This is a genomic window from Allohahella marinimesophila (assembly GCF_039538005.1).
Taxonomy (GTDB): Bacteria; Pseudomonadota; Gammaproteobacteria; order Pseudomonadales; family Oleiphilaceae; genus Allohahella; species Allohahella marinimesophila.
On sequence record NZ_BAABBO010000007.1, the window covers coordinates 375,110 to 398,534 of the forward strand.

The 23,425-nt window shown below is 56.7% G+C and carries 18 protein-coding genes; 10 read left to right on the forward strand and 8 right to left on the reverse strand.

Annotated features, from left to right (window positions below):
* Positions 1-69: 69 nt before the first annotated feature.
* On the forward strand, positions 70-1,290 hold the full coding sequence (locus ABD735_RS07360; protein ID WP_344804868.1) for a GAF domain-containing sensor histidine kinase: 1,221 nt from the start codon (positions 70-72) through the stop codon (positions 1,288-1,290).
* Here the strand turns inward: ABD735_RS07360 and ABD735_RS07365 are convergent.
* Complete coding sequence (locus tag ABD735_RS07365; protein ID WP_344804870.1) at positions 1,287-1,553, reverse strand: DksA/TraR family C4-type zinc finger protein; 267 nt, start codon at positions 1,551-1,553, stop codon at positions 1,287-1,289. The two genes, ABD735_RS07360 and ABD735_RS07365, sit on opposite strands and share 4 nt — an antisense overlap.
* Positions 1,554-1,687: 134 nt before the next feature.
* Between ABD735_RS07365 and ABD735_RS07370 the strand changes: the two genes are divergently transcribed.
* Positions 1,688-2,059 carry a YajD family HNH nuclease gene (locus ABD735_RS07370; RefSeq protein ID WP_344804872.1) on the forward strand — a complete coding sequence of 124 codons (372 nt, stop codon included), beginning with the start codon at positions 1,688-1,690 and terminating at the stop codon, positions 2,057-2,059.
* 23 nt (positions 2,060-2,082) lie between these two features.
* Here ABD735_RS07370 and ABD735_RS07375 read toward each other — a convergent pair whose 3' ends face one another.
* Positions 2,083-4,584, reverse strand: a complete 2,502-nt coding sequence (locus tag ABD735_RS07375) for a helix-turn-helix transcriptional regulator (protein WP_344804874.1) — start codon at positions 4,582-4,584, stop codon at positions 2,083-2,085.
* A gap of 296 nt (positions 4,585-4,880) precedes the next feature.
* Between ABD735_RS07375 and ABD735_RS07380 the strand changes: the two genes are divergently transcribed.
* A complete protein-coding gene (locus ABD735_RS07380; protein WP_344804876.1) occupies positions 4,881-6,740 on the forward strand; it encodes a peroxidase family protein in 1,860 nt (619 codons plus the stop codon).
* Positions 6,741-6,823: 83 nt separating this feature from the next.
* On the opposite strand, the gene ABD735_RS07385 is transcribed toward ABD735_RS07380, so the two are convergent.
* A complete protein-coding gene (locus tag ABD735_RS07385) occupies positions 6,824-7,588 on the reverse strand; it encodes a glutathione S-transferase family protein (protein ID WP_344804878.1) in 765 nt (254 codons plus the stop codon).
* Between the two features lie 282 nt (positions 7,589-7,870).
* Positions 7,871-8,266 carry a hypothetical protein gene (locus tag ABD735_RS07390; protein ID WP_344804880.1) on the reverse strand — a complete coding sequence of 132 codons (396 nt, stop codon included), beginning with the start codon at positions 8,264-8,266 and terminating at the stop codon, positions 7,871-7,873.
* A 249-nt stretch (positions 8,267-8,515) separates the two neighbouring features.
* On the opposite strand from ABD735_RS07390, the gene ABD735_RS07395 reads away from it, so the two are divergent.
* The 5 genes from ABD735_RS07395 (at position 8,516) to cydB (ending at position 14,718) form a co-directional block, all read left to right on the forward strand.
* Positions 8,516-8,740, forward strand: a complete 225-nt coding sequence (locus tag ABD735_RS07395; protein WP_344804884.1) for a VF530 family protein — start codon at positions 8,516-8,518, stop codon at positions 8,738-8,740.
* 112 nt (positions 8,741-8,852) lie between these two features.
* Positions 8,853-10,700 carry a hypothetical protein gene (locus ABD735_RS07400; protein ID WP_344804886.1) on the forward strand — a complete coding sequence of 616 codons (1,848 nt, stop codon included), beginning with the start codon at positions 8,853-8,855 and terminating at the stop codon, positions 10,698-10,700.
* A 36-nt stretch (positions 10,701-10,736) separates the two neighbouring features.
* A complete protein-coding gene (locus tag ABD735_RS07405) occupies positions 10,737-12,158 on the forward strand; it encodes a class II 3-deoxy-7-phosphoheptulonate synthase (RefSeq protein ID WP_344804888.1) in 1,422 nt (473 codons plus the stop codon).
* A gap of 94 nt (positions 12,159-12,252) precedes the next feature.
* Positions 12,253-13,704, forward strand: a complete 1,452-nt coding sequence (locus tag ABD735_RS07410; protein WP_344804890.1) for a cytochrome ubiquinol oxidase subunit I — start codon at positions 12,253-12,255, stop codon at positions 13,702-13,704.
* Between the two features lie 6 nt (positions 13,705-13,710).
* Positions 13,711-14,718: a cytochrome d ubiquinol oxidase subunit II gene (cydB, locus tag ABD735_RS07415; protein ID WP_344804892.1), complete on the forward strand. Its 1,008-nt coding sequence runs from the start codon at positions 13,711-13,713 to the stop codon at positions 14,716-14,718.
* Positions 14,719-14,783: 65 nt separating this feature from the next.
* Here the strand turns inward: cydB and ABD735_RS07420 are convergent, their stop codons facing one another.
* The 4 genes from ABD735_RS07420 to ABD735_RS07435 are packed head-to-tail and all read right to left on the reverse strand — an operon-like array spanning position 14,784 to position 20,958.
* A complete protein-coding gene (locus tag ABD735_RS07420; protein ID WP_344804894.1) occupies positions 14,784-17,981 on the reverse strand; it encodes an efflux RND transporter permease subunit in 3,198 nt (1,065 codons plus the stop codon).
* The gene (locus ABD735_RS07425; RefSeq protein WP_344804896.1) at positions 17,978-19,183 is read right to left on the reverse strand and encodes an efflux RND transporter periplasmic adaptor subunit; all 1,206 of its coding nucleotides are present in this window, start codon (positions 19,181-19,183) and stop codon (positions 17,978-17,980) included. Before ABD735_RS07425 ends, ABD735_RS07420 begins: the two co-directional genes overlap by 4 nt.
* An 18-nt stretch (positions 19,184-19,201) precedes the next feature.
* Positions 19,202-19,858, reverse strand: a complete 657-nt coding sequence (locus ABD735_RS07430; protein ID WP_344804898.1) for a TetR/AcrR family transcriptional regulator — start codon at positions 19,856-19,858, stop codon at positions 19,202-19,204.
* Entirely contained in the window at positions 19,855-20,958 is a 1,104-nt protein-coding gene (locus ABD735_RS07435; protein ID WP_344804900.1) for a CNNM domain-containing protein, read from the reverse strand. The genes ABD735_RS07430 and ABD735_RS07435 overlap by 4 nt, the downstream gene beginning before the upstream one ends.
* Before the next feature lie 157 nt (positions 20,959-21,115).
* On the opposite strand from ABD735_RS07435, the gene ABD735_RS07440 reads away from it, so the two are divergent.
* Positions 21,116-21,511 carry an MAPEG family protein gene (locus tag ABD735_RS07440; protein WP_344804902.1) on the forward strand — a complete coding sequence of 132 codons (396 nt, stop codon included), beginning with the start codon at positions 21,116-21,118 and terminating at the stop codon, positions 21,509-21,511.
* A 33-nt stretch (positions 21,512-21,544) separates the two neighbouring features.
* The gene (locus tag ABD735_RS07445) at positions 21,545-23,419 is read left to right on the forward strand and encodes an ABC transporter ATP-binding protein (RefSeq protein WP_344804904.1); all 1,875 of its coding nucleotides are present in this window, start codon (positions 21,545-21,547) and stop codon (positions 23,417-23,419) included.
* The last annotated feature ends 6 nt before the right edge of the window (positions 23,420-23,425 follow it).

Sequence of the window (23,425 nt, forward strand, 5' to 3'; positions counted from 1 at the left end):
ATTTAACCGTTTTCCTGGTAGATGTTAACATCGAAAGCCGTACACGTTTTCTCAGGCGTCTCATAGACCATGCCAACACACGCAATCGCTCCAGTGTATGAAATTCAACGCATCAGCGCCGTGCCGACCATCCTCGAGGCTGTGGCCGGTATGACCGGTCTGCGCTTCGTCTGCGTGGCTCATGTGACCAGTGATGCGTGGACAGCCTGCGCAGTACTGGACCGGCTTGATTTCGGTGTGAAAGTTGGTGAGGGGCTCGACGTGACGACCACACTGTGTCGCGAGGTGCGCAATACACAGCAGCCAGTCGTGATCGATCGCGTCGCAGACGACGATGTCTATTGCCAGCATCACACGCCAAAAATCTACGGCTTTCAAAGCTACATCTCGATTCCGATATTTCGTCCAAACGGTGACTATTTCGGAACGCTCTGTGGGCTGGATCCGCTGCCTGCAAAACTCTCCAGCACAGAAGTCGTGGCCGGCATGCAGGCCTTCGCGAGGCTGATTTCGATGCAGCTGGCGAACGAAAGCTCGATGATGGAAACAGAAATGGCATTGCTCGATGAGCGCGAAACGTCTGAATTGCGTGAACAGTTTATCGCAGTTCTGGGGCATGATCTGCGTACTCCGCTCAGCTCGATCCTGACTGGCCTCGAAATACTGACACTCAGGAACGCCGACGCCGCTACGGTGCCCCTGTTACAGCGTATTGAACGCAGCGCACGCCGGATCTCGACGCTGATTGATGACGTCGTCGACTTCACACGCGGCCGCATGGGCGGAGGTATTGCCTTGCAGATGCGCTGCGACCCGGCGCTGGATCAGACGCTGGAGCAGGTGATTTCAGAGCTGCGGGGTATGTATCCAGAGCGTGAAATCAGGGTTGAACTCGATAGGGATATCAATCTTCAATGCGATTCAGCACGCCTTGGTCAGCTGCTGTCAAACCTGCTCAAGAACGCACTTGTCCATGGCGATCCTGCGCTGCCGGTATCTGTCGTAGCCAGGAAAGTTGGGGGAGATTTCAGCATCCAGGTGTGTAACGGTGGTGAGCCTGTTCCCGAAGCAGTGCTGGAAAAGCTGTTCAAGCCGTTCTGGCGACCAGAGATCAAGCGTGAAGGCCTCGGTCTGGGACTCTTCATTGTGGCCGAGATCGCCCGCTCCCATGGTGGCGGTATCAAAGTCGATTCCACTGATGACAACACCTGCTTTACATTTTCAATGAGGGATCCAGGTTTTTCCGGGGAACCTGTGGGTGAGGTCAGTTTTGGGGGCGGCCATGCTTAGCGCAGTTGACTGTCCTTGCTGCCGCGCCGGTTGAAGCTGCTGCTTCCACCGTTCTTGCCATCATCGGCCGTCTGACAAGCCACGCATTTGCGCACGCCTGGCAGTGCCTTGCGGCGGGCTTCAGCAATCGCCTCTCCGCATTCTTCACAATGACTCAGGCTGTCGCCCCGCGTCAGTCTGCTCCGTGCCTGTTCCACCGCGTCCTCGACGCTCGCATCGATTTGATCCTGTACCGCGCCATCTCGCGCCCAACCCCCAGCCATGTCCGAATTCCTCGCAAGAATGATGTGCCATACAACTTGATACGAGCGAACCATGTGCATGGGGCAGACGATGTTATGACGCTGCTGTTCAATGCTATTATGACCACACCAGCAGTGCTACAGACAGGTGAACCATGGCCAGTACGACACCAGGCAAGAACAATACGGACCGCGTCCTCGAAGAGCAACGCAGGTACATCGCCCAGCGGGAAAAAGGCTATCGTGAGCAGGCACTCAAGCTGTATCCATGGGTATGTGGCCGCTGTACCCGCGAATTTTCCGGCAAAAACCTGCGCGAGTTGACTGTGCATCACGTCAACCACAACCACGATGACAACCCCACCGACGGCAGTAACTGGGAACTGCTCTGCCTGTACTGTCATGATGAAGAGCACAGCAAGTTCGAAGCGTTCGTGCGCTACGGCGGCAGTTCCGAAAACAAGCACGAAGCGGCGACTTTCAACCCTTTTGCAGGGTTGAAAGAGGCGATGGACAAGAAAAAGTAGTCAAGCTGACAGGGCCCAGGCACTCAGACCATATTCATACGACAGGCATAGGCGGTCGCTGTTGCACGATTGTTCACCTCGAGCTTGCGGTAAATGTTCTGAACGTGTGTCCGCACTGTCGTAATGGAAAGATTAAGCCGATCGGCAATACTTTGATTTTTCAAACCCTCTGCCAGTAGACAGAGCACCTGTTTTTCCCGTGATGTGAGCCCTTCCGCCAGATCGCCGCTATCGCGCGCGAAGCTTTCAGCCTCCTCGCCGCCATTGCGCCATGCCAGAAGTCTGTTGAGCTTACTTCGAAGCGTTAATGGCAATGAATCGCGCAATAGTGGGCGCCATAACAGAAAGGGATCCGCCAGCACGCCCAGCAAGGACTCTGCCTCGAGATGTCTTGCCACCCGAGCGAACAATGTCTGACTTTCAGTATCACGATGACTGCGATGCAGACATACGGCTCGTAGCACATCTACCTCGAGCGACCTCAGCCACTGCCCGGTTCGCATGAGATGTGACTGAAACTGATCGAGATATGGGAAAACAGTGGCTTGTTTGCACTGGTGGAGATGGCTTTTAATTCGCCAGAGCAGGGCGGTTTGGGCCTGCAGCCCCAGATGCGCCAGATTCAGTTGATTAGCCGGTGGCAACGTGATCTGCGCAGCGTCCGTGCTGCCTTGCAACAGTGCCAGCGCTTCATGCATGGTCGCTGCTGAAGCAAACCAGTACGAGCGCGGTGTCGCACTGCTTTGCACAGTAGCGAGCTCATGCAGTCCCTGCTGCGCGAGATAGCTGTCGCCCTGCATCATTAGCAGGTCGGCGCGTATGGTCACCAGTAGATTGTTCTTCAGTACGTCCTGTCTGACGCGCGGTTGTTTCTGCAGGTCTTCGATGCGAGCCTGCACCGAAGGCATATGGCCTTTCATGCGCTCGAGCAACAGTGTCAACATGTCGAGCCAGTCATAGGCGCTGGCTAGCGTGACCTTGTTGGCGATCAGCCTTGCCCTGAGTTCCTCCAGGAAGGCCTCAGCTTGCCGGCACCGGCACGACAGCATGAGCATCCAGAAATTGAAGATGGAAAATGTCAGGTGCAGGGCCCACGACTTCAGGCCAGCGCTCTGGTCGAGACCGCTGACTACGATCGGCATGAGCTTTGCCATTTCACCCGCCTGGGCAAGCCCAAAAGCTTCCTGGAGGAGGGCTACTGGACTGGTCTGTATGGCCTGGCCAGCCTGGCTTGCCCACTCCCTGCACAGCATGACACCCTGTTGCGTCAACTCCGAATAGAGCTGGATTTCAGCGATGAAACGACTCCAGCGCTCCTCGCTCATGCTGGCCATCAGCACCTCAGGGCGCTCATGCCGAAGCAGATCGACGACGCGTTGGAAATAGCGTTTGATCTCGAGATCGCTGCCTTGATAAATCGCACACCGTATGGCGCAGATCAATATGATGGGGTGACGGATTTCCTGGGCTTCGTCCAGTTGGCTGATCCAGCGACGCAGGTCATAGACGTGCAGACGTGCAGTCAGCCCATCAGCATTCGCCAGCAACAGAGACTCAAGTGTCGTCCAGTCCTTTAAGTGGAGATAGGCTTCGATGGCGATGGACTGACAATCATTGTCCAGCAGCCATTCAGCGCAGAGATGCACGATATCGCTCGCGGGTGAAAAGGCCTCCGCGTCAAGTATAAGCACTGCGGGCGACTCTGGATTAAGCACGAGGAAATCGCTGTCGACCCGGCTGACCAGGCCTGCAGTCTGAAGTTCAGCAAGCACATGGACTAGACCGAGTCCTTCTTTTGTAAACAGCTCGAGAGGCAGGGCTCCGAGAGCAGACAGGAGCCATAAGACCGTTTTTCTGTCCTCACTGAGTCGCTGACCGGCTAGATCGAGCCAGCGCGCCACAAACTTCCGCAAGCGCTCTTCGCTATGTGGTGCCGTTGATGCCGGCTCGACAGGCGACGCCAGCAAGTCAGTAACGAGCGCAGGCCAGCCAGCCGATAGGGTATACAACTGTTCGCTGGTATTACCCAGGCGACAGGCCTCAGGTAACAGCTCGAAAAGGTCTGAAATTTCCTCGACCGAGAATGCGAGATCATTGAATCCATAGTGATAATGGAAAGCAGGACCAAGACGCTCTGCTGCAGAATCCTGAAAAAGTGTAGTCAACACGATCAACTTCTGGGCTGGACCCGCACACTGAGGTCGCCTCTGCCAGGCGTCTGCGAGCGCTCGCCAGGCGGCCTCAGTCTGTTGCTGTCTTCCCAGATCGATGATCAGACAGTGAGTGTCCAGGCCCTTTAAAACTGGCTTTTCCCCAGCCTTCTGCCATGTCGACAACAGATAATCATGACCACGCGAACGAAGCCATTGTAAGACCGCACGGCGTTTACCACAGCCTGGCGGTGCATGAAGTACCACCGCGGCCTGGGCGTCCAGCATTTTGAACAGGGCGTCATACCGCCTGATCAGACTGAAGTGGGGGTAGGCAGGTTGGCGTCCCCCGTTATTGTTCGAAGCATCCTTCATACAGTGTGTTCTGTGAACATTGCGAATTATTTCATGCCGCTACTTTTAAGCTGAAGCGCCGAAAAAAGGTACAGGTGTATACAGCAATTGTGAGTCGTGCCCCGGAAAAAATGTGAGGCGAGTCTCGCTTTGGCCTTGAATCACAAAGGCTTCTGCAAAAAGTCATCCGTTCATAGGATGTGACCACATTCGCGCTCGCTCTAGTGTGTCGCATCACTCGTTTGGGTGATGTCGAAGGATGTCGCGCAAAATCGATGTGAAACAGGATGCCCGCTCTCAAAGACAGGACCATAACAATGAAAGAGATTTTCAAACGCCGGCTGATGCAGGCCGCCGTCGCCAGTACGATCATGATAGCGCCCTATGCCACCCAGGCCTCGCTCTGGGAAAAGGATGCCGCAGAAGAGCCGACTGATACGCCAATCGTCCGCTGGTGGGACGATGGCCTTGCAGGCACCTTGTACCTGCTTCAAAGCGTCATTCACCTGAACGAGAACAACATTATCGATAGCAATGGTACCTACCCGGATAACGTTGCTTGTGACGCGGACACAGCCGGCGCACGCACAACCGAGGGTCACTGTAACGACCTGAATCAAACCCGCATGGGCAGTCAAGGCGTTCGCTTTGGTCGAAACGTGCCGCTTGAAGCAGCCTATGCGGATGAAGCGATGCTGATGGAGCCTAATCCGCGAACGATCAGCCGCGAACTGATGACGCGAGACGGCATCAAGGAGGTCGACTTCCTCAGCTACTGGGCCGCCGCCTGGATTCAATTCATGACGCATGACTGGTTCTCGCACAAGGACGCCGCCGGTGCGCCTCATGAGCTGCCTCTGGATGCCGATGATCCACTCGCCGGTGAACTCGGCTCGAGTATGGCTATCGCAAAAACTGAAGTAGATCCGACCTGGACCCCCTATGAAAACACGCCAAAAGCCTATACAAACCGGCTGACGCACTGGTGGGATGGTTCGCAGCTCTATGGCAGCGATCAGGCCGTCCAGGACAGCCTGAGAACCTTCGAAGGTGGCAGGCTCATCATCGAAGACAGCGGTCGTCTCGCAGTCAATCCCGACACAGGCCTGCCCGTTACCGGCTTCAATGACAACTGGTGGCTCGGTCTGCAGATGTTCCACGAGCTCTTCGTAAAGGAGCACAACGCCATTGCCGACATGCTGGCAGCGAAATACCCCTCATGGACCGATCAGCAGCTGTTTAACAAGGCCCGCCTGATCAACGCAGCCGTCATGGCAAAAATACATACAGTCGACTGGACGCCAGCCATTCTCAACACGACCAACACCAAACTTGCCCTCAATCTCGACTGGGCCGTTGCAGTCGGTGGTGACAAGAACCTTCGAGATACACCCTATAGCTTAACGGAAGAATTCGTGGCGGTGTATCGTATGCATCCGCTTATTCGCGATTCGGTTGAGATGGTCGACTATCAGTCCGGTACTGTCATCAAGGAGATCAGTACAACTGATCAGGCTTTCCAGAAAGCCCCTGGCGTTCTCGACGCCCTGGGTAACGAGAATGTCTATTACTCATTCGGCATGACCCATCCCGGCCAGCTGACACCACATAACTATCCAAAATTCCTGCAGGAATTGCGCATGCCGGACGGCCGTGTGATGGACATGGCAGCACTGGATATTTTGCGTGACCGTGAGCGTGGTGTGCCACGATACAACGAGTTCAGACGACAGCTGGATATGCCACCCATCAATGATTTTACCGACCTCACGCCGGACAAGGCGCTGGCCGAGAAGATGCGGGCGGTCTACAACAACGATGTCGAGCTGATCGATACTGTCGTGGGACAGTTGGCCGAAGGATATCGTCCTGAGGGCTTTGGCTTCAGTGACACGACTTTCAGGATCTTCACCGTCATGGCACCCAGACGCTTTCAGGCAGACCGCTTTTACACCACCGACTTCAACTCACGGGTGTACACGAGGGAAGGGATGGCCTGGATAAAGGACGCCAACTTCAAGAGCGTCATCCTTCGCCACGAGCCTGAGCTCGAGAAGAAGATGACACTGGTCGGTAACCCCTTCTTTCCCTGGGACACCGACAGCTGTGACTGGCGCCTGCAGGACAAGCTGAAATGTGACTATCAAAGGCTGAAACTGAGATTCGGACGCAACTGATCTGACTCGCGGACACTGGCACAGGAGTCACCCCGAGCCAGTGTCCGGCTTACCGCATGCCCGCCTGAGCAAGACTGCTGCATTTACTGGATTTTTATTTCGCCACGATGCTGTTTGTACAAATCGCGCACCCATTGCAGTGCTGTACTGTCGCGCCAGGCTTCAATCGCATCACCCATGGTCGACTTGTATTGCGGCTCTCGATATACCGGGTGCTCATCAGGGCAGGCCAGCGGCGCCAATAGTGAGGCGGCTGTAATATCCGCGACGGTAAAGCGGTCGCCAGCCAGGAAGGCATGTCCCTCATCCAGTCGCTGTTCCAGCCATGTTATTTCGTCCCCAATTCGTTTGCGCGCTCGCGCAATACCCGCCTCGTTGATCTTGAGCTGTCGTTTGAACGACCATTTAATGGCCGGATATGTATGGCGAATCACAAAGGCCTGTGCCTTGCTGGCATGGTCTGTCCAGAGCTTGATGATGTAGTCATCGCCCTCACCGAAACCGGCGGCGTAGAGAAACCGGGCGACATCACGTCCTATCTTGTTGAAGCGCGCTTCGACCGCCTGGACTTCATCGTGTATGTCAGGCGGAATGAGGTCCAGTGGTCCATGATGTTCTTCAAGCCAGCCAAGAATGCGGGCGCTGTCCTGTATGGAGGCTTCCGGCGTCACCAGAATGGGTACAGTCGTCTGTTTACGACCGCCCATTTTGAGGGCGGGCACGATATGGAACAGCGGCGTCATGCAGACTTCACGATAGGGCAGTGTCAGGTGGTCCAGGCTCCAGCGAATCTTTTCACTGTAATGGGACATGGCGAAGGTATAGAGGGTGTAATCTGCTTCTGGCATTGCATTCATCTCTGGAGGTTGTCAGCAGAGATTAACGCCTGAAGGGTCCTTAGCGCCATCCGTGGCGCCACTATCAATCAATCAATTAGCCAGTGAATCAGCCAGTAAATCAGCTATTGGCGTCTTTCTTCTGCTTCTTGGCGACTTTCTTTTCCTTGGCGGTCATAGCAGGCTTCTTTTTGGTTTCCTTGACGCTTTTCTGCTCTTTACTCATTCCGATACCCTCTTATTAGCAACCCACAGGCAACAGCGCCTCTTCTTCTTAGTGTAGCTGACATCAGTCTACGCCAGTTGTGTTTCATGCAGGCATTTTTCGCTCAGGCAGCCATCGCTGTGAAAGCGCATGGGACGGAAGCCGAACTGCAGGTCGATTTGCGGGAGTTCTCTGATGCGCACATCGAGCGCGAGGTCTACCTTGTTGTCAGTCTTGACCTTGCTATCGGTATTCAACCGACTATCGGAACTGATGGCACTGTTTGTCTCAAGCCGGATGAGCGGCAGTTCGTCTACCGATAGATTGAAATTGAGATCAGGCAGTTCCGTCACGCCGACGCTGATGGCAGGCAGATTGGTAATGGCGATGCTGAGAGGCGGGATCCCGAAATTGACACCGCCGCCCAAGGTGATGGTATCGATTTCCTTTATTCTTATATTATCAAGGGGGACGTCAACGCTCATGGCGGACTCCACATCATCAGTCAGAATCAGTTACGATCAGCTGATACAGCAGAACTCCGTAGTGGGCGACGGCTGATGAGCCTGAGGCGGAGTTTTCAGTGTCGGCGTACAGGCAAACACCGCAGATGGGGACAACAAGCAGTCATCTCTTGCCTGCAATAATCTTGCGCTCCTTCGATGGGGGTATCAAGGTGATTTTTAAGCATTTTGCAGCAGTATTATTACCAGAACCTGGGAAAACCGGACATCATGACCAAAGAGCAGCCTAACAATCCGCTTCATGGCATCACGCTAGAGCACATCGTGACCCAGCTGGCTGGCCATTTCGGCTGGCCTGGTCTGGCCGAGCGAATCAACATCAACTGCTTCAAATCCGACCCTTCAGTAAAGTCGAGCCTGAAATTTCTGCGCCGCACGCCGTGGGCAAGAGAAAAGGTCGAGCAGCTGTATGTGAGCACCTTCTCGAAGATTTGACAATCTTTGACAGTTCAATTATTGAACAGGCGTTACAGTCCGTTTACATTGGATTACAATTCGTAAAGGTAGTCGCCTTTGTGAACATGTAGCCAACCCGAGGGACTGTTTTATGACAAGCGCTTGCCGGATATTCTCCGTCGCTGTAGGCATTCTCAGTGTCATCTCCCTGCCGAGCCAGGCGGCTCTGGTCGATATTCAGAGGGAAGGTGGCGTCGCCTACTTCACCTATACGGCTCCGGACAAAGTCGTTCGTTACGACATGGCCGCTGAAGCCTTCCTGCCGGACATCGAACTATCAGGCATTCCCCGGGCGATTGCGGTCGAAAAACAGCGTCTGGTCATCGGCTATCACGACAACGCCGATACCATAGACCTCGACACACTCAAGAGTAGCTTCCTCACCCAGACCGACGGCGAGCTCCGCGAAATCGAAATCGTGAATGGCGTGGCGTATTTCAATCTGGGCGAAAAGGGTTTGCTCAGCGTCGGACTGGATCCTAATACCGCTGCTACTGGTGCGCTGCTGTCTGCAAAGGGTAGCGCCATCATCGGATCGGACCTGCAGTCCGCCGTCTTCATGCGAGCCACTGGCGGCAGCCCTTCAGACATCGGCAAGATCCGTGTGACCGATGCCGGTACTGTCATCAGTTCCATAGAGAGCTTCTATCAGCAAGAACTGCCGGAAGCGACTTCGCTCTTCCTCTTCCCAGAGCAGGACAGGCTTATCGACAGTTCCGGTGTGCTGTATTACACGCACGACCTGAGCTTTGCCGGCCAGATCAGCGGTACGGCGGATGACGTTGTCTTCGTCGACAAGGACCTGATCGTTCTGCGGGCAGACCAGCTTGTTCGCTACGACAGCGCCCTGCAGGAAGTCAGCAGTCTCGAGCTGGAAGATGCCCCGGCTTCGATAGGGCATGCTGCGAATTCAGTGTTCGCCTTCTATGATGAGGCCGATACGATTCGTGTTGAAAAGCTGGCACTGTCTTCGTTGGCAGATGCGAAGACAGCCGCACTGAAACAGGTACCGGATTTCGAACCTGAACTCGTGGAATTCGATGAGACGACAGGCATTGTCTATCTGATCGACCAGGAGAGTCAGGGCCTCTATCTCTGGTCGGCGGACTCCGAGTCCTATACCGCCATTCACACACTCGACACCATGCCGACATGGGCAACGTTTTCAGCAGCGCACCAGCGTCTGTACCTCGGTTACGACACTGGCAGTATCAGCTTCGTAGACCTGCGCAGCGCGCACTTCGATGAGCAGGCCTTTGCCCACTTGCCGTCGGCAGTGCTTGGCCTCAAGGCAGCGGGCGATTTCGTCTTCGCTGCAGATCGCTCCGGGTCCTGGAACCGTCATTACAGCTTCTCCGACCGCGGTAGGCTGATCGACTCACAGGATTGGCAGGACGTCGGCCATCAATATGTCTGGAATCCGGTCACCGAGCGTATCTATCACCTTGGCAGCTATTCGGACGAACTCAAGTGGATAGCGCTGTCCCAGCAGACCGGCAAATTTGGCTCGAGCAGCAGAACCTTCCAGTATTCCGACGCCCCGGCATTGCCCCTGCGACTCGACCCCGCTGGCCAGGCGCTGATTGCGGGCGATGGCAGGATCTATGACCTGTCATCGGCCGAAGTGTCGGCTTCGGTGAGCACGCCGATTTCTGATGCGGTCTGGATGGGGAAGACACTGTTTACGCTCAGTGTCAGCAGCGAAGGGTCGAGCATTCATAGCCTGAACGCCGACTTCACGCCCGTCCATAGACATGCATTGGCAGGCAAGGCATCCAGGCTTTTTGGCTATGCCGGCAAGCTCCTTGTGTTGCTGCATTCGGACAATGGCGCGACCTTCGTCAGTGTTGAAGACAGCGCTTCAGAAGACGCTACGGTCAAGACGGCAAGCGAGCGCACCCCAGCGCTGTATTCGGCGGGGCATTCTCTGGTAATCTGACCGGCTCACCACATATCAAAGAGGTCGCGTCAGCACATGAAGAATCCAGATCGAACACTGAAACAGAACTCGGGCCAGGGGCGCGAGCAGACTGCATCAGTCACTTCAGACTGGACGCCTTCGAGCTGGCGCGACAAGCCAGTCCTGCAGCACCCGACCTACAATGACCCTGAAGCACTGAAAACAGCGGAAGCGGCCTTGCGCAAGCAGCCGCCGCTTGTGTTTGCGCAGGAGATCAGGGATCTCAAGGCCCAGCTGGCGAACGTCGCTGAAGGCAGGGCTTTCCTGCTTCAGGGCGGTGACTGCGCCGAAAGCTTCAGGGATTTCACCACCCAGGGCATCCGCGATACCTTCAAGGTGTTCCTGCAGATGGCCATCGTGCTGACCTATGCAGGCAAATTGCCAGTCGTGAAAGTGGGGCGCCTTGCCGGCCAGTTTGCCAAGCCGCGTTCCGCCGATATGGAAGATATCGACGGGCAGAGCCTGCCGAGCTACCGCGGCGACATTATCAATGCAGCCGAGTTCACTGCCGAGGCCAGGATTCCAGAGCCGATGCGCATGCTCGACGCCTATCATCAGTCCACAGCCACGCTGAACCTCCTGCGCGCCTTCGCGAACGGCGGCTTTGCCGATCTGCATGAAGTCAGTCGCTGGAATCTAACCTTTCTTGAAAACAATCCGCTGCGTGAACGCTACGAGCAGGTCGCCCACAATATCCGTGATGCACTGGCTTTCATGGAAGTGGTAGGGATCAACAGCCAGAATACGCCCTCACTGCACCGCACCGACTTCTATACCTCTCATGAAGCACTGTTGCTGCATTATGAAGAGGCGCTGACGCGACAGGATTCGCTCACCGGGCGTATGTATGACTGCTCTGCGCACATGGTATGGATCGGTGAACGCACTCGTCAGCTGGACCATGCGCATGTCGAGTTTTTCAGAGGTATTGAGAACCCGATTGGCGTGAAGATTGGGCCCAGCATTACCCCGGATGAACTGCTGGCGCTGATCGAAGCGCTGAACTCCGCCAATGAGGCCGGACGGCTGACGCTGATCAGTCGAATGGGGGCAGACAAGGTTCGTGAGCGTTTGCCTGCCCTGGTCGAAGCGGTTCAGGCAGCTGGCTACAAGGTGGTCTGGTCCTGCGATCCCATGCATGGCAATACCGAGAAGACGGGCAATGGTTTCAAGACCCGCTCCTTCGACAATATTCTCAGCGAGATCCGTAGTTTCTTCACCGTAGTGACGGAAGCTGGCGCATGGCCGGGCGGTATTCACCTGGAGATGACCGGACTGCACGTGACGGAGTGCGTTGGTGGTGCCTATGCCTTGTCAGAGACTGACCTGCAGCAACGCTACATGACGCAGTGCGATCCGAGGCTCAATGCGGATCAGGTGCTCGAGCTGGCCTTCTGCGTAGCCGGATTTTTTGCAGAAGATGCCCTGCCAGTCTGAACCCTGACGATGCCTTTGGCGTAACTAGACTGGGATTGGTGCATATGGATATGTGCGCCGCTCGTCAGTCGTTTATACCCGAGGCATCTTCGTTATGGAAAACCTGGCTCTCAGCAGTCTGGACGCATTACTGCTCGCCAGAATTCAGTTCGGCTTTACCATCGCTTTCCACATCATCTTTCCTGCCTTCTCCATAGGGCTTGCCAGCTATCTGGCGGTACTCAACGGGCTCTATCTCAAGACCGGCAAGCGCATTTATATTCAGACTTTCCGCTTCTGGCTGAAGATCTTTGCGGTCGTATTCGGTATGGGTGTCGTCTCCGGCATCGTCATGAGCTATCAGTTCGGCACCAATTGGAGCGTCTTTTCCGACAAGACCGGACCAGTGCTGGGCCCGCTGATGGGTTATGAAGTGCTGACCGCGTTCTTCCTGGAAGCAGGCTTTCTTGGCGTCATGCTGTTCGGCGAGAAGCGGGTGGGGCCAAGGCTGCATTTCGCCGCCACGCTCATCGTCGCGATCGGCACCCTGATTTCTGCATTCTGGATACTGTCTGTAAACAGCTGGATGCACACGCCGACCGGCTACGGCATGAACGAGCAGGGGCAGTTCATCCCGGAAGACTGGCTGGCCATCGTGTTCAATCCCAGCTTCCCCTATCGCTTCGTCCATACCGTAACGGCAGCCTATCTGACCACAGCCTTCGTCGTCGGTGGTGTCGCTGCCTGGCACTTGCTGAAGGACAAGCGCAACAGACCTGCGCGGCTGATGTTTTCGATGGCCATGTGGATGGCCTTGCTGGTGGCGCCAGCTCAGTTGATCATCGGTGACCTGCACGGGCTCAATACCTTGGAGCACCAGCCAGCCAAAGTCGCGGCGATGGAAGGCACCTTCGAAAAGTATGAAAATGGGGCCCCGCTGCTGCTGTTCGGTATACCGGACATGGAGGCAGAGACCACACATTACGCTATTGGCATTCCCTATCTGGGCAGCCTCATTCTCACCCATAGCCTCACTGGAGAAGTGCCCAGCCTGCTCGACTTTCCGAAAGACGAGCGACCCAATGCCAGCGTCATTTTCTGGACCTTCAGGGTCATGGTCGGTATCGGCATGCTGATGATTGCTGTCGGTCTGGCGGCCTTCGTTCTACGCCTGCGAAAGCAGCTATTTGACCATCGCTGGTTGCTGAGGCTGTCGGTGTGGATCGCACCGACGGGTTTCATCGCAGTCATCGCCGGGTGGATCACTACGGAAGTGGGCCGTCAGCCATATACGGTCTATGGGCTACTGAAAACCGCTGATTCGGTCTCACCGATCGATGCGCCGGGCGTGGCCGCTTCACTGCTGGCTTTTATCATCGTCTACTTCGCGGTCTTCGGGGCTGGGACGTTCTACATCATCAGGAAGATGAAGCATCGTCCGAGCCTGCATGAAAAGGGTGTCGATCGAGGCTCGCCGGACAGGGCCGCAGGCGTTACACCAGCCGCGAGCATGAGGCCGGAGACGGTCATTGACAAGGCAAGCGACAAGCGTAAGCCAAGGGAGTAGAGAGCAATGGACCTGGCATTGATATGGGCCGGTATTCTGGCCTTTGCGGTCGGAATGTATGTCATTCTGGATGGCTTCGATCTCGGCGTCGGCATCCTGTTTCCGTTTGCATCAGCAGACGAAAAGGATGTGATGATCAACACCATCGCGCCGGTATGGGACGGTAACGAAACCTGGCTGGTGCTTGGCGGTGGCGGGCTGTTTGCTGTCTTTCCTCTGGCCTACGCGATCATCATGCCTGCGCTGTATATGCCGCTGATCATCATGTTGCTGGCGCTGGTATTTCGCGGTGTTGCCTTCGAGTTCCGCTTCAAGACCAAACGGGGGCGCTTCGTCTGGGACTGGAGTTTTTTTGCGGGCTCACTGGTGGCCGCACTCATGCAGGGGCTGATGCTTGGTGCCGTTTTGCAGGGCATCAAAGTCGACGGCAGGGCTTACGCCGGTGGCTGGTTCGACTGGCTCACGCCCTTCAGTATTTTCTGCGCCTTTGCCCTTGCCGTTGGCTATGTCGCGCTCGGCTCAACCTGGCTGATACTCAAGACCTCGGGGCCGCTACAGGACTGGCAGTACCGAGTGGCACGCATATCAGTGTTTCTGCTGCTGGCCTGCATCGGTTTCGTGAGTGTGTACCTGCCATGGGCTTTTGAATCCATACAGCTGCGATGGTTCAGCTTTCCGAACACCATCGTGTTCATACTGCTGCCGATATTCGCGGCCTATACCGCCTGGCGGCTGCTCAAGGCACTGACGCTGCGCTCGGAGCGACTGCCGTACTTCGCGACCATCGCACTATTCATATTGTCCGGCATCGGCTTCGGGATCAGCATCTTTCCATATATGGTGCCGCAGAGCGTGACCATCTGGCAGGCTGCCGCACCCGATGACAGCCTGTTGTTTCTGCTGGTGGGCAGCGCCGTACTGATTCCGATGATTCTGGCCTACACCGCCTATTCATACTGGGTTTTCAGAGGCAAGATGGACAAGGCCAACCTGTATCATGCCGATCATGTTTGAGCGCCGGGGAAGACTATTCTGGTTCGTCGTGCTCTGGGGTGGCGGGGTCGTCACCCTGCTGGGCATCAGCTGGCTGATTCGGCTCGGGATGGGCCTGTAAGCATTCGCACACTGTCCGCTTCGGCCTCTGCAGTCTCCTCGATCACCTTGATCGGACGCCATTGAGTGATGAGCAGGAAGGCCTGCGGTACGAAGAAGAACGAGATGATGGTGGACAGGATGACGCCACCAGCAATCACTGTGGCGAAGGGTGGCCAGAAGCCACCATCCGACAGCAGCAGCGGCAGAAAGCCTCCGAAGGTCGTGATGGTGGTCGAGCTGATGTGCCGCGTGGTTTCCATCACGCCGCGGGCGACTGCGGCTCGATCGCCATGGCAGGCTGAGCGATCCAGACGCAGGGTGGAAATGATGATGATCGCTGCATTGATCGCCACCCCGACAGTACCAATAATCGCGATGATGGTGATGAAACCGAAGGGGTAGCCGGCCAGCGTAAGGCTTAGCATACCCAGCCCTGCAGCCTGCACGGCCACGATGACCACGACAAGCGACAGCCTGAAGCTCGAAAACGTCAGCACGATAGTGGCGAGCATGAGCACGGACAATGGCAGCACCTTGGCCATCAGGTCGCCGACACTATCGCTTCTCGCCTCGGCATCGCCGCCCCATTCCAGAGCATAGCCTGGCGGAATATCCAGACCCTGTGCATCGACCAGTGCATCGAAGTGTTTTACGGCTGTCGATGGCAGTGTACCAGCCTGGACATAGCCCTTGATCGAGTTCACGCGCTCGCCGTTAAAGCGTTCGATGCGGCTGGCCGATGGTTCTAGCGTGAGGTCACCAAGCGCCGACACCGGCGTTGCCCGGAAGGTCGGGTCCGACTGCCGGGCATTGGTCTGGGACTGCGCAGGATTGAGCGATGGCAGGATGCTCAGGGACGACAGCTCTTCGAAATCGGCGCGGGCCCCATTGTTCAGCTGCACCCGAATGGGCAGTTGTTCAGCGCCTTCCACGATGCTGCCGCCTGAAACGCCGCTTAATTCATCGTTAAGCGTGGCAGCAATATCGGTCAGGGATAGTTGAGCCTGCCGGGCAGCGTCTTCGTCTGCATTCAACCAGAGCTTTGGTTCACCACCGCTGAGACTGGCGAAGGTATGGGTAATCTCTGGCACCTGCGAAAACAGGCGACGCGCGTCTTCGCCAATAGCCTGCAACGTTTGCATGTCGGGGCCTAGCACGCGAAGTTCAATAGGCGCCTGAGTCGGCGGGCCCTGCAATATTTGTCTGACGATTACCTGTGCGTTCGGCAGTGCTCGGCCAAGATCATGTTGTATCCGCTGCATCTGCGCTTCGACGCCCGCGAGTGATGTGGTTTCGATCATGGCTTCAGCGAAATTGGACTGACCATCCTGATTCTGCAGAAGATTGTAATAGAAGGCCGGTACCGAGCTGCCCGCAAACCAGTCGACACTGACGATATCCTGCTGTTCGAGCAGATAGTCGTTGGCCTGTTCGATGGCGTCGACGGTCTGGTTGATCGGTGATTGGGGTGCGAGACGCATCTGGATGTGGAACTGGTTGCGATCGGCATTGGGAAAGAATTGTTGCGGCAGGGTCTGGATGCAGATGATGCCGATCAAGGGCAGGACCATTGACCCAATGATCGACACCACCGGTGCCCGAAGGCTGGCATCGAGCAGGCGACTGAAGGCCGCGCCCAGCCCGGGCAGACTCACACCTGTCACCAGAAAGGGGGCTTCGTGTTCCCGGCCAATGTAGGGCTGAACCTTCGACGGCAGGAAGAATCCGCTGAGCGCTGCACCGATGGAAATGGCCAGCAGATACGAGACGATGAGCGCTATGATCACGGACCAGGCGAGGGGACCAACAAATTCGCCAGCGCCGCCGGGCATGGACGCAATGGGCATGAAAGCGATGATGGTGGTGAGTGTCGAGCTGAGCAGCGGTATCCACAGCCGTCGTATGGAAATACGCACTGCAGCCAGCGGCGTCAGTCCGTCGAGTAGTCGTCGCCGGATCGCATCGGTCATGACGATAGCCGCGTCAACCAGGAGTCCCAACGCCACGATGAGTCCGGTAATCGACATCTGATGAATCGGGATACCGAAAATATTGAGGACGAAGAGCGCGCTCAATGCCGTGAGGGGAATGGCTGCTGTGACGATGAGTGAACTGCGCCAGCCCAGGGTGAAGAACAGCACTGAACACACCAGCACGATGCCGAGCAGGATGTTGTCAGTCAGTATGCCGAAGCGTTCACTGGCGTAGGCGTTCTGATCGAAAATGACCTGTAGCTCGATGCCGGCGGGCAGATCCCGGCGAAACTCGTCCAGCGCAGTTCGCGTACGCTCAGTCCAATCGCCGATTCGGGCAGGTGTCATCATGCGTGAGGCCACCACCACGCCGGGCTCGCCCCTCACGATGGCCAGACTGTCTGGTGGCTGCTTCAGCTGGCGGCGTACGGTGGCGATGTCAGCGACTCGAACAATCGCGCCGCTGCTGTCCTCATGCACTGGCACTTCTGCCAGGCGGGACAATGTATCCAGCTCACCACGCACCTCGAGCAGGTATTCACTATCGCTGCCGCGAAAGACGCCGGCGGCAATCTTGGCGTCAGAGGCCGCGATGGTGCGCGCGATATCGCGCTTGTTGAGGCCCATCGATTCGGTGACCGCCGCGTTGGCTTCGACAACGACTTCTTCTTCGGGCGCGCCATACAGTTCGACCAGTTCGGTGCCCGAGACCTTGCGCAGACGGTCCTGCAACTCCTGTGCAAGGCGCTTGACGATCAGCAGGTTTGGCTCGCTGGCGGCATCCCAGGTGAGGGCGGCCATGAGCGTATAAGCATACCCTCTATCGTCATTGAACAGTGGCGCTGAGGCCCCAGCGGGGAGAAAGGGCGTGACCTCATCCAGGGCGTCGCGAATATCAGCAAAAGGTGGACCGTTGTCGGTGACGGCATCCAACAGCTGAACTGACACACTCGACAGGCCGGCGCTGGAAACAGACCGGATCTTGTCGACCTGGGCGATCTCGCGCAGCTTGTTCTCGATCTTTTCCGTGACCAGGCGCTCGACACGCTCCGCGCTCGCCCCGGGATAGCTCGTCAGCACCAGGACGTTACGCTTGAGAACCTTCGGGTCTTCTTCCTGCGGCATGGTCATCACCGCACTCAGACCCGACACCAGGATGAGGATGATGGTCAGTATCAGCAGCCGGGTATTGGTAAAGAACGCTGTCACTGCACACGCTCTTCGGGCTGCGCTGCTTCAGGCAGGGTCGTATTGCTCACGACACTCACCAGCTGCCCGGGTACAAAGCGCATTGTCGAATCGGCCACTACCAGATCACCGTCTTCAAGCGTACCTCGCACGTAGATCTGTCGAGACTGCACGGCCAGAATCTCGACATCCTTTCGCACCAGTTCATGTACCTGCGGCATCGACTCGTCGGTGGTCTGTTCGCCAGCCGGGACGGCCACATAGACCGACCATAAGCCGCGCAAGCCTTCATTGAGGGCATGGGCTGGCACCCAGATGCCGGTCTGTCGCTGAATTTCGTCAAGCTCGAGTCGCACCAGATCGCTCGGCACGAAGCCAGGGTCATTTTCGATCTGCAGTATTGCGGTGAGCGTTCGGGTGCCGGTGTTGACGTCTGACACCAGCGCTGTAACGACGCCTTCAGCTTCCAGGCCGCCAGCGGTCAGCTTGAAACGCTCGCCTTCACTCACGCGTTTGCGGGCATTCACGGGGACGCCGATGCGGGCTTCGAGGGCGCCACTCTGGTTGAGCCGCAGCACTGGCTGGCCCGCCTGAACGACTGAGCCCTGATCGACGAAGCGCTGCAGAATCTGTCCGGCGAAAGGTGCATAAAGGGTGCTGTCTTCGAGATCCCGCTCGGCCACGCGAATGTTCGACTCTATGGCCACGATTCGGGAACGAAGGCCATCCCGCTGGGCCTTGCGGTCATCGAGGTCCTGCTGATTGGCAAAGCCCTTGCCTATAAGGTCCTGCACCCGCCGAAGACTGGACTCGGCCTGTTGCAAGGCTGAATCTGCCTCGTTGCGCTGAGCTTTCAGCTGCGTCAGGTTTTCCTCGGCACGCGCGGTATCCAGCCGTGCCAGTGCTGCCCCAGCCTTGACCTGGCTGCCTTCGTTCACCAGAAGTTCCACAAGCTCGCCGGAGAGCTGGAAGCCAAGGTCTGAGACCTGCCCGGTAGCGATGCGTCCGGCATATTTATGTGTGGCGACGAAACTGTCCTGTTCATGAACCCGAACGACATTGACTGGCAGTGGCTTGGGCGACTGCCGCACCTCTTCTGAGCGTACAGCGTAAAGTGAGCCGCCAAAAAAAACGCCGGCCGCTAACATCATCAGCAGGACCAGCGTTCTGGATCCATAACGGTCCAGCGCCGATGGCTTTTGCACTTCAGGGAACTTGTCCATGCTCGATCCTTAAATGTATCAGCAGCTGTCTGGCGTCTCTAGCTTGAGATAGCGGATGCTCGCACACATTTGCTGAATCCCACAACGGATAAATTGTTCGATGTCGCAGGGTTTGTGGCCGAGATCATGAAACATGTGAACTGAGCGGTCGATCATCAGCATGGTCAGCCCATGCGACATCGACCAGGCGTACACAGCCTGACGTTCTACGCTTTCAGGCTCAATATAGCCGCGCTCGGCACAGCGCTGCATGGTATCGGCGAGCACGCTCCAGCCGGCATGCCTGGCCTTCTCGAAACACGCCGTGGTCTCGGCGACCAGCGTAGGGCCGAACATGAGGCGATACAGGGCAGGGTTGGCGTAGCCAAATTGTACATAGGCCACACCGCCATTTTCGAGCTGTTGCAGCGGGTCGTCGCCTGCGCTGCGAACGGCCGTCTGTGTAGCCTGCTGGAGCCGGTAGAAGCCTCGGCCTGCTACGGCCTGCAGTAGATTGATCTTGTTATCGAAGTGACAGTAGGCCGCCATCGGGCTTGCGCCGACGTGCGCAGCCAGTCCACGCATCGAGAACTCGAAATCGCCTTGGCACTCTATGAGTTTCTCTGCCGCGATGATGAGCCGCTCGGCTAGACTGCCGCGCTCCGGAACCGAGTTTTCATCAATGGATCGACTCATGCGGAGGGTTCTGGCCTGACGGATTCATCGAGAGTGCTGTCTTCTGCGACAGCGAGCCCCATGCGTTTTGCGCGCGCTTCCCAGTTCCGTCTTGCGAGCAGCTGAAGATCGGCCACGTCATCACTTTCATCCATGATCTCGAGGCCGAGCAGTGTCTCGATGATGTCTTCCATGGTCACTATTCCACTGACCGAACCATAACTGTCAACCACCAGCGCGATATGGCTGCGTTCGCCAACCAGTTTCTGAAAAAGGTCCGGCAGCGGGGTGTCACGTGTCGTCACGAAGATGTCACGTTTGAGCGACTCAAGCGGTCTGTCGCCCCCTTCGTTCACGATGGTTTCCAGCACCTCATCTTTCAACACCATGCCAGTGATGTTCTCGAGGTCATTCTTGTAAATTGGCACGCGGGAGAATCGCAGGCCAGGGTTCGCATCATGAAATTCGCCGACTGCCTGGTCTGCATTGGCTACTTTCATAACTGCTCGGGGCGTCATGATGTCCTTCGTCAGTATTTCGGAGAAGCGCAGCAGATTGTGAATGACCGTGCTTTCATTTTTCTCGAACACGCCATGGCGGTCAGCCATTTCAGTCATGGCGCTGAAGTCGTCCCGGGAGATGACACTGACATGAGCATCCTTGCCAATGAGCCGTGTTGTGAGGCGGAGAAACCAGAGGATGCCGGTCCACTTCAACGGGAAGATGAAGGCCTGAAGTACTCTGGTCGCTGGTCCAGCCAATGGTTTCCAGTAAGTGGCGCCTATCGTCTTGGGAATGATCTCCGAGACGATGAGAATGAGCGCCGTCATCACCGCCGATACGATACCCACGACATTGTCGCCGCTTCCGAAGGCTGCCTCGGCGCTTGCGCCCACGCCGATGGCGCCAACGGTATGAGCCACCGTGTTCAGTGTGAGAATCGCAATGAGTGGCGTATCGATGTTGGTCTTGAACGATTCCAGAGTCTCGGCCCAGGCGCGTTTTTCCTTCTTCTTCATATCGACGAAGGTGGGCGTGGCACTGAGCAGCACAGACTCGAGGATCGAGCACAGGAATGAGACAACGATAGACAATATGGCGAATAGCAGCAGTTGGACCATGGGGAAGAGCATTCCTTGGAAGATGCACTCAGTGTAACGAAGAAAGCAGGGCGCGTCATTGCAACTGGCTGGTGAGCGCACTGCTGGCAGAAAGCGGTGGCGCTCTGCTATCTTACGCGGTCTGCTGAAACGGTTCTTTCACCTCGGGAATTCTTAAATGACATCATCTGTGCTGGCCTGGCTTCTCGTGTTCTTCGTGGTCAATTTTGGCCTCGCGTTTCTGCTCGCCATGAACGTTTCTCGTATCCGTATTCGAAAGAATATCTCCAACGGTCATGGCAATGATCTCGAACTCAAGAAGGCTATACGTGCGCATGCCAATGCGCTTGAACATACCGTACCCTTCGGTCTCCTCCTGCTGGTAGCCGCGCTGAGTGGTAGCGGCAGCGCGACGATCGCCGTGTTGACCATCGCGTTTTCTCTGGCTCGCTTCAGCCATGCCTATGGCATGCTGACAGTAGGCTTTCAGGCGCGACGAATAGGGGCAGCCGTCACCTATCTGTTCGAGATCGCGGTATTACTGGTGCTGTGTGTCAACGCCGCCAGTCTCTAGACCTCATTGCCATCAATCTGATTTCGAGCGCCAATGTTTGCCTTTTTTGAACGACTGATTCCGGCTTTCCCACCCGACGAGCCCACCCAGCCACCTGGCACGCTCTTCGCCTTCTGCAGGCACTACACGCGTGGTGCAGAGAAATACCTGCTACTGATGTCGCTGCTGACGGCCATGATCGCTGTGCTCGAGGCCACGTTGTTTGCCGCGCTTGGCCAGCTGGTGGACTGGCTGATCAATCGCAATCCGGAAACGCTGCTGCAGGAGGAAGGCCCGAAGCTCTTCCTTTTCGGTTTCCTGTTGCTGGTGGTGATGCCCGTCCTTCTGCTGCTGCATTCCACGGTGATTCACCAGACCCTCCTCGGCAACTATCCGATGGCGATTCGCTGGAATGCGCACCGCTATCTCCTGCGTCAGAGCATGAGCTTCTACCAGGACGATTTTGCTGGCCGTATTGCGACCAAGGTGATGCAGACCTCACTAGCCATTCGCGAAACGGTGATGAAGCTGCTCGATGTCATGGTGTATGTGACGGTGTATTTCATCAGTATGACCGTGGTGATCGCCCAGGCCGACCTCGTCCTCGCCTTACCCCTCATCATCTGGCTGGCGGTCTACATTGGGCTGCAGGCCTATTTCCTGCCGAAACTGCGACGAGTGAGCACCGAACAGGCTGAGGCGCGTTCGATGATGACGGGGCGGCTGGTCGACAGCTATACCAATATCGCGACCGTGAAACTGTTTTCCCATACGCAGCGGGAAAGTGATTACGCTCGCGAAAGCATGGGCAGCTTTCTTGATACCGTTCATCGGCAGATGCGCCTGGCGACGGGCATCAGCGTCAGCATTCAGGCCAGCAATTACGTACTGGCCTTCGCGATTTCGGCGCTCTCCATTGCGCTGTGGATGTCTGCCACCGTTACCGTGGGCGCCATCGCGGTCGCCATCAGTCTGGTTCTGCGCCTCAACGGCATGTCGCAGTGGATCATGTGGGAGGTCAGTGCCCTGTTCGAAAATATCGGCACCGCGACCGACGGCATGGATACGCTGGCCGTGCCCCAGAGCATCCAGGACGACCCTGATGCTTCGATCCTGCAGGTGAGCAAAGGCGCCATCAGCTTTGATCAGGTGAGCTTCCATTATGGGCAGGCGAGCGGCGTGATCGACCACTTCGATCTCGAGATCAGCGCTGGTGAAAAGGTTGGTCTGGTGGGGCGCTCAGGCGCTGGCAAGTCCACCTTGGTCAATCTGCTGATGCGCTTTTACGACATACAGTCCGGTGTCATTCGTATCGATGGCCAGGATATTCGGAGCGTGACCCAGGAGAGTCTACGCGCGCATATCGGCATGGTGACGCAGGATACTTCGTTGCTGCATCGGTCTATTCGCGAAAACCTGATGTATGGTCGTCCGGGAGCTACCGAAGCAGAAATGTTCGAGGCGGCCAGGAAAGCTGAAGCGCACGATTTCATCTGTGATCTCACAGACAACGAAGGTCGCACGGGCTATGACGCCGTTGTCGGTGAGCGTGGGGTGAAGCTGTCTGGCGGTCAGCGCCAGCGTATCGCCATCGCGAGAGTTCTGTTGAAGGATGCGCCACTATTGATCCTCGATGAAGCGACCTCTGCGCTCGACTCTGAAATTGAAGCGGCCATCCAGAGCAGTCTTGCGACCTTGATGGCCGACAAGACAGTGATTGCCATAGCTCACAGACTGTCGACCATCGCCGCGATGGACAGGCTGGTAGTTATCGACAATGGTCGCATCGTCGAGACGGGGCGACATGACGAACTCATCGGGACAGGGGGAATCTATGCCCAGCTGTGGGCGCATCAGACCGGTGGCTTCATTGGCTGTGCGACAGAGCCCGAGGTGGCCCTGCAAGGCACGACCGCCACGTCACGGTAGTGTCAG

Excerpts from the sequence above, each read along its gene's own strand:
- ABD735_RS07360 (WP_344804868.1), top strand. The coding sequence starts at position 70 with ATGCCAACACACGCAATCGCTCCAGTGTATGAAATTCAACGCATCAGC.
- ABD735_RS07365 (WP_344804870.1), bottom strand. The coding sequence starts at position 1,553 with ATGGCTGGGGGTTGGGCGCGAGATGGCGCGGTACAGGATCAAATCGAT.
- ABD735_RS07370 (WP_344804872.1), top strand. The coding sequence starts at position 1,688 with ATGGCCAGTACGACACCAGGCAAGAACAATACGGACCGCGTCCTCGAA.
- ABD735_RS07375 (WP_344804874.1), bottom strand. The coding sequence starts at position 4,584 with ATGAAGGATGCTTCGAACAATAACGGGGGACGCCAACCTGCCTACCCC.
- ABD735_RS07380 (WP_344804876.1), top strand. The coding sequence starts at position 4,881 with ATGAAAGAGATTTTCAAACGCCGGCTGATGCAGGCCGCCGTCGCCAGT.
- ABD735_RS07385 (WP_344804878.1), bottom strand. The coding sequence starts at position 7,588 with ATGCCAGAAGCAGATTACACCCTCTATACCTTCGCCATGTCCCATTAC.
- ABD735_RS07390 (WP_344804880.1), bottom strand. The coding sequence starts at position 8,266 with ATGAGCGTTGACGTCCCCCTTGATAATATAAGAATAAAGGAAATCGAT.
- ABD735_RS07395 (WP_344804884.1), top strand. The coding sequence starts at position 8,516 with ATGACCAAAGAGCAGCCTAACAATCCGCTTCATGGCATCACGCTAGAG.
- ABD735_RS07400 (WP_344804886.1), top strand. The coding sequence starts at position 8,853 with ATGACAAGCGCTTGCCGGATATTCTCCGTCGCTGTAGGCATTCTCAGT.
- ABD735_RS07405 (WP_344804888.1), top strand. The coding sequence starts at position 10,737 with ATGAAGAATCCAGATCGAACACTGAAACAGAACTCGGGCCAGGGGCGC.
- ABD735_RS07410 (WP_344804890.1), top strand. The coding sequence starts at position 12,253 with ATGGAAAACCTGGCTCTCAGCAGTCTGGACGCATTACTGCTCGCCAGA.
- cydB (WP_344804892.1), top strand. The coding sequence starts at position 13,711 with ATGGACCTGGCATTGATATGGGCCGGTATTCTGGCCTTTGCGGTCGGA.
- ABD735_RS07425 (WP_344804896.1), bottom strand. The coding sequence starts at position 19,183 with ATGGACAAGTTCCCTGAAGTGCAAAAGCCATCGGCGCTGGACCGTTAT.
- ABD735_RS07430 (WP_344804898.1), bottom strand. The coding sequence starts at position 19,858 with ATGAGTCGATCCATTGATGAAAACTCGGTTCCGGAGCGCGGCAGTCTA.
- ABD735_RS07435 (WP_344804900.1), bottom strand. The coding sequence starts at position 20,958 with ATGGTCCAACTGCTGCTATTCGCCATATTGTCTATCGTTGTCTCATTC.
- ABD735_RS07440 (WP_344804902.1), top strand. The coding sequence starts at position 21,116 with ATGACATCATCTGTGCTGGCCTGGCTTCTCGTGTTCTTCGTGGTCAAT.
- ABD735_RS07445 (WP_344804904.1), top strand. The coding sequence starts at position 21,545 with ATGTTTGCCTTTTTTGAACGACTGATTCCGGCTTTCCCACCCGACGAG.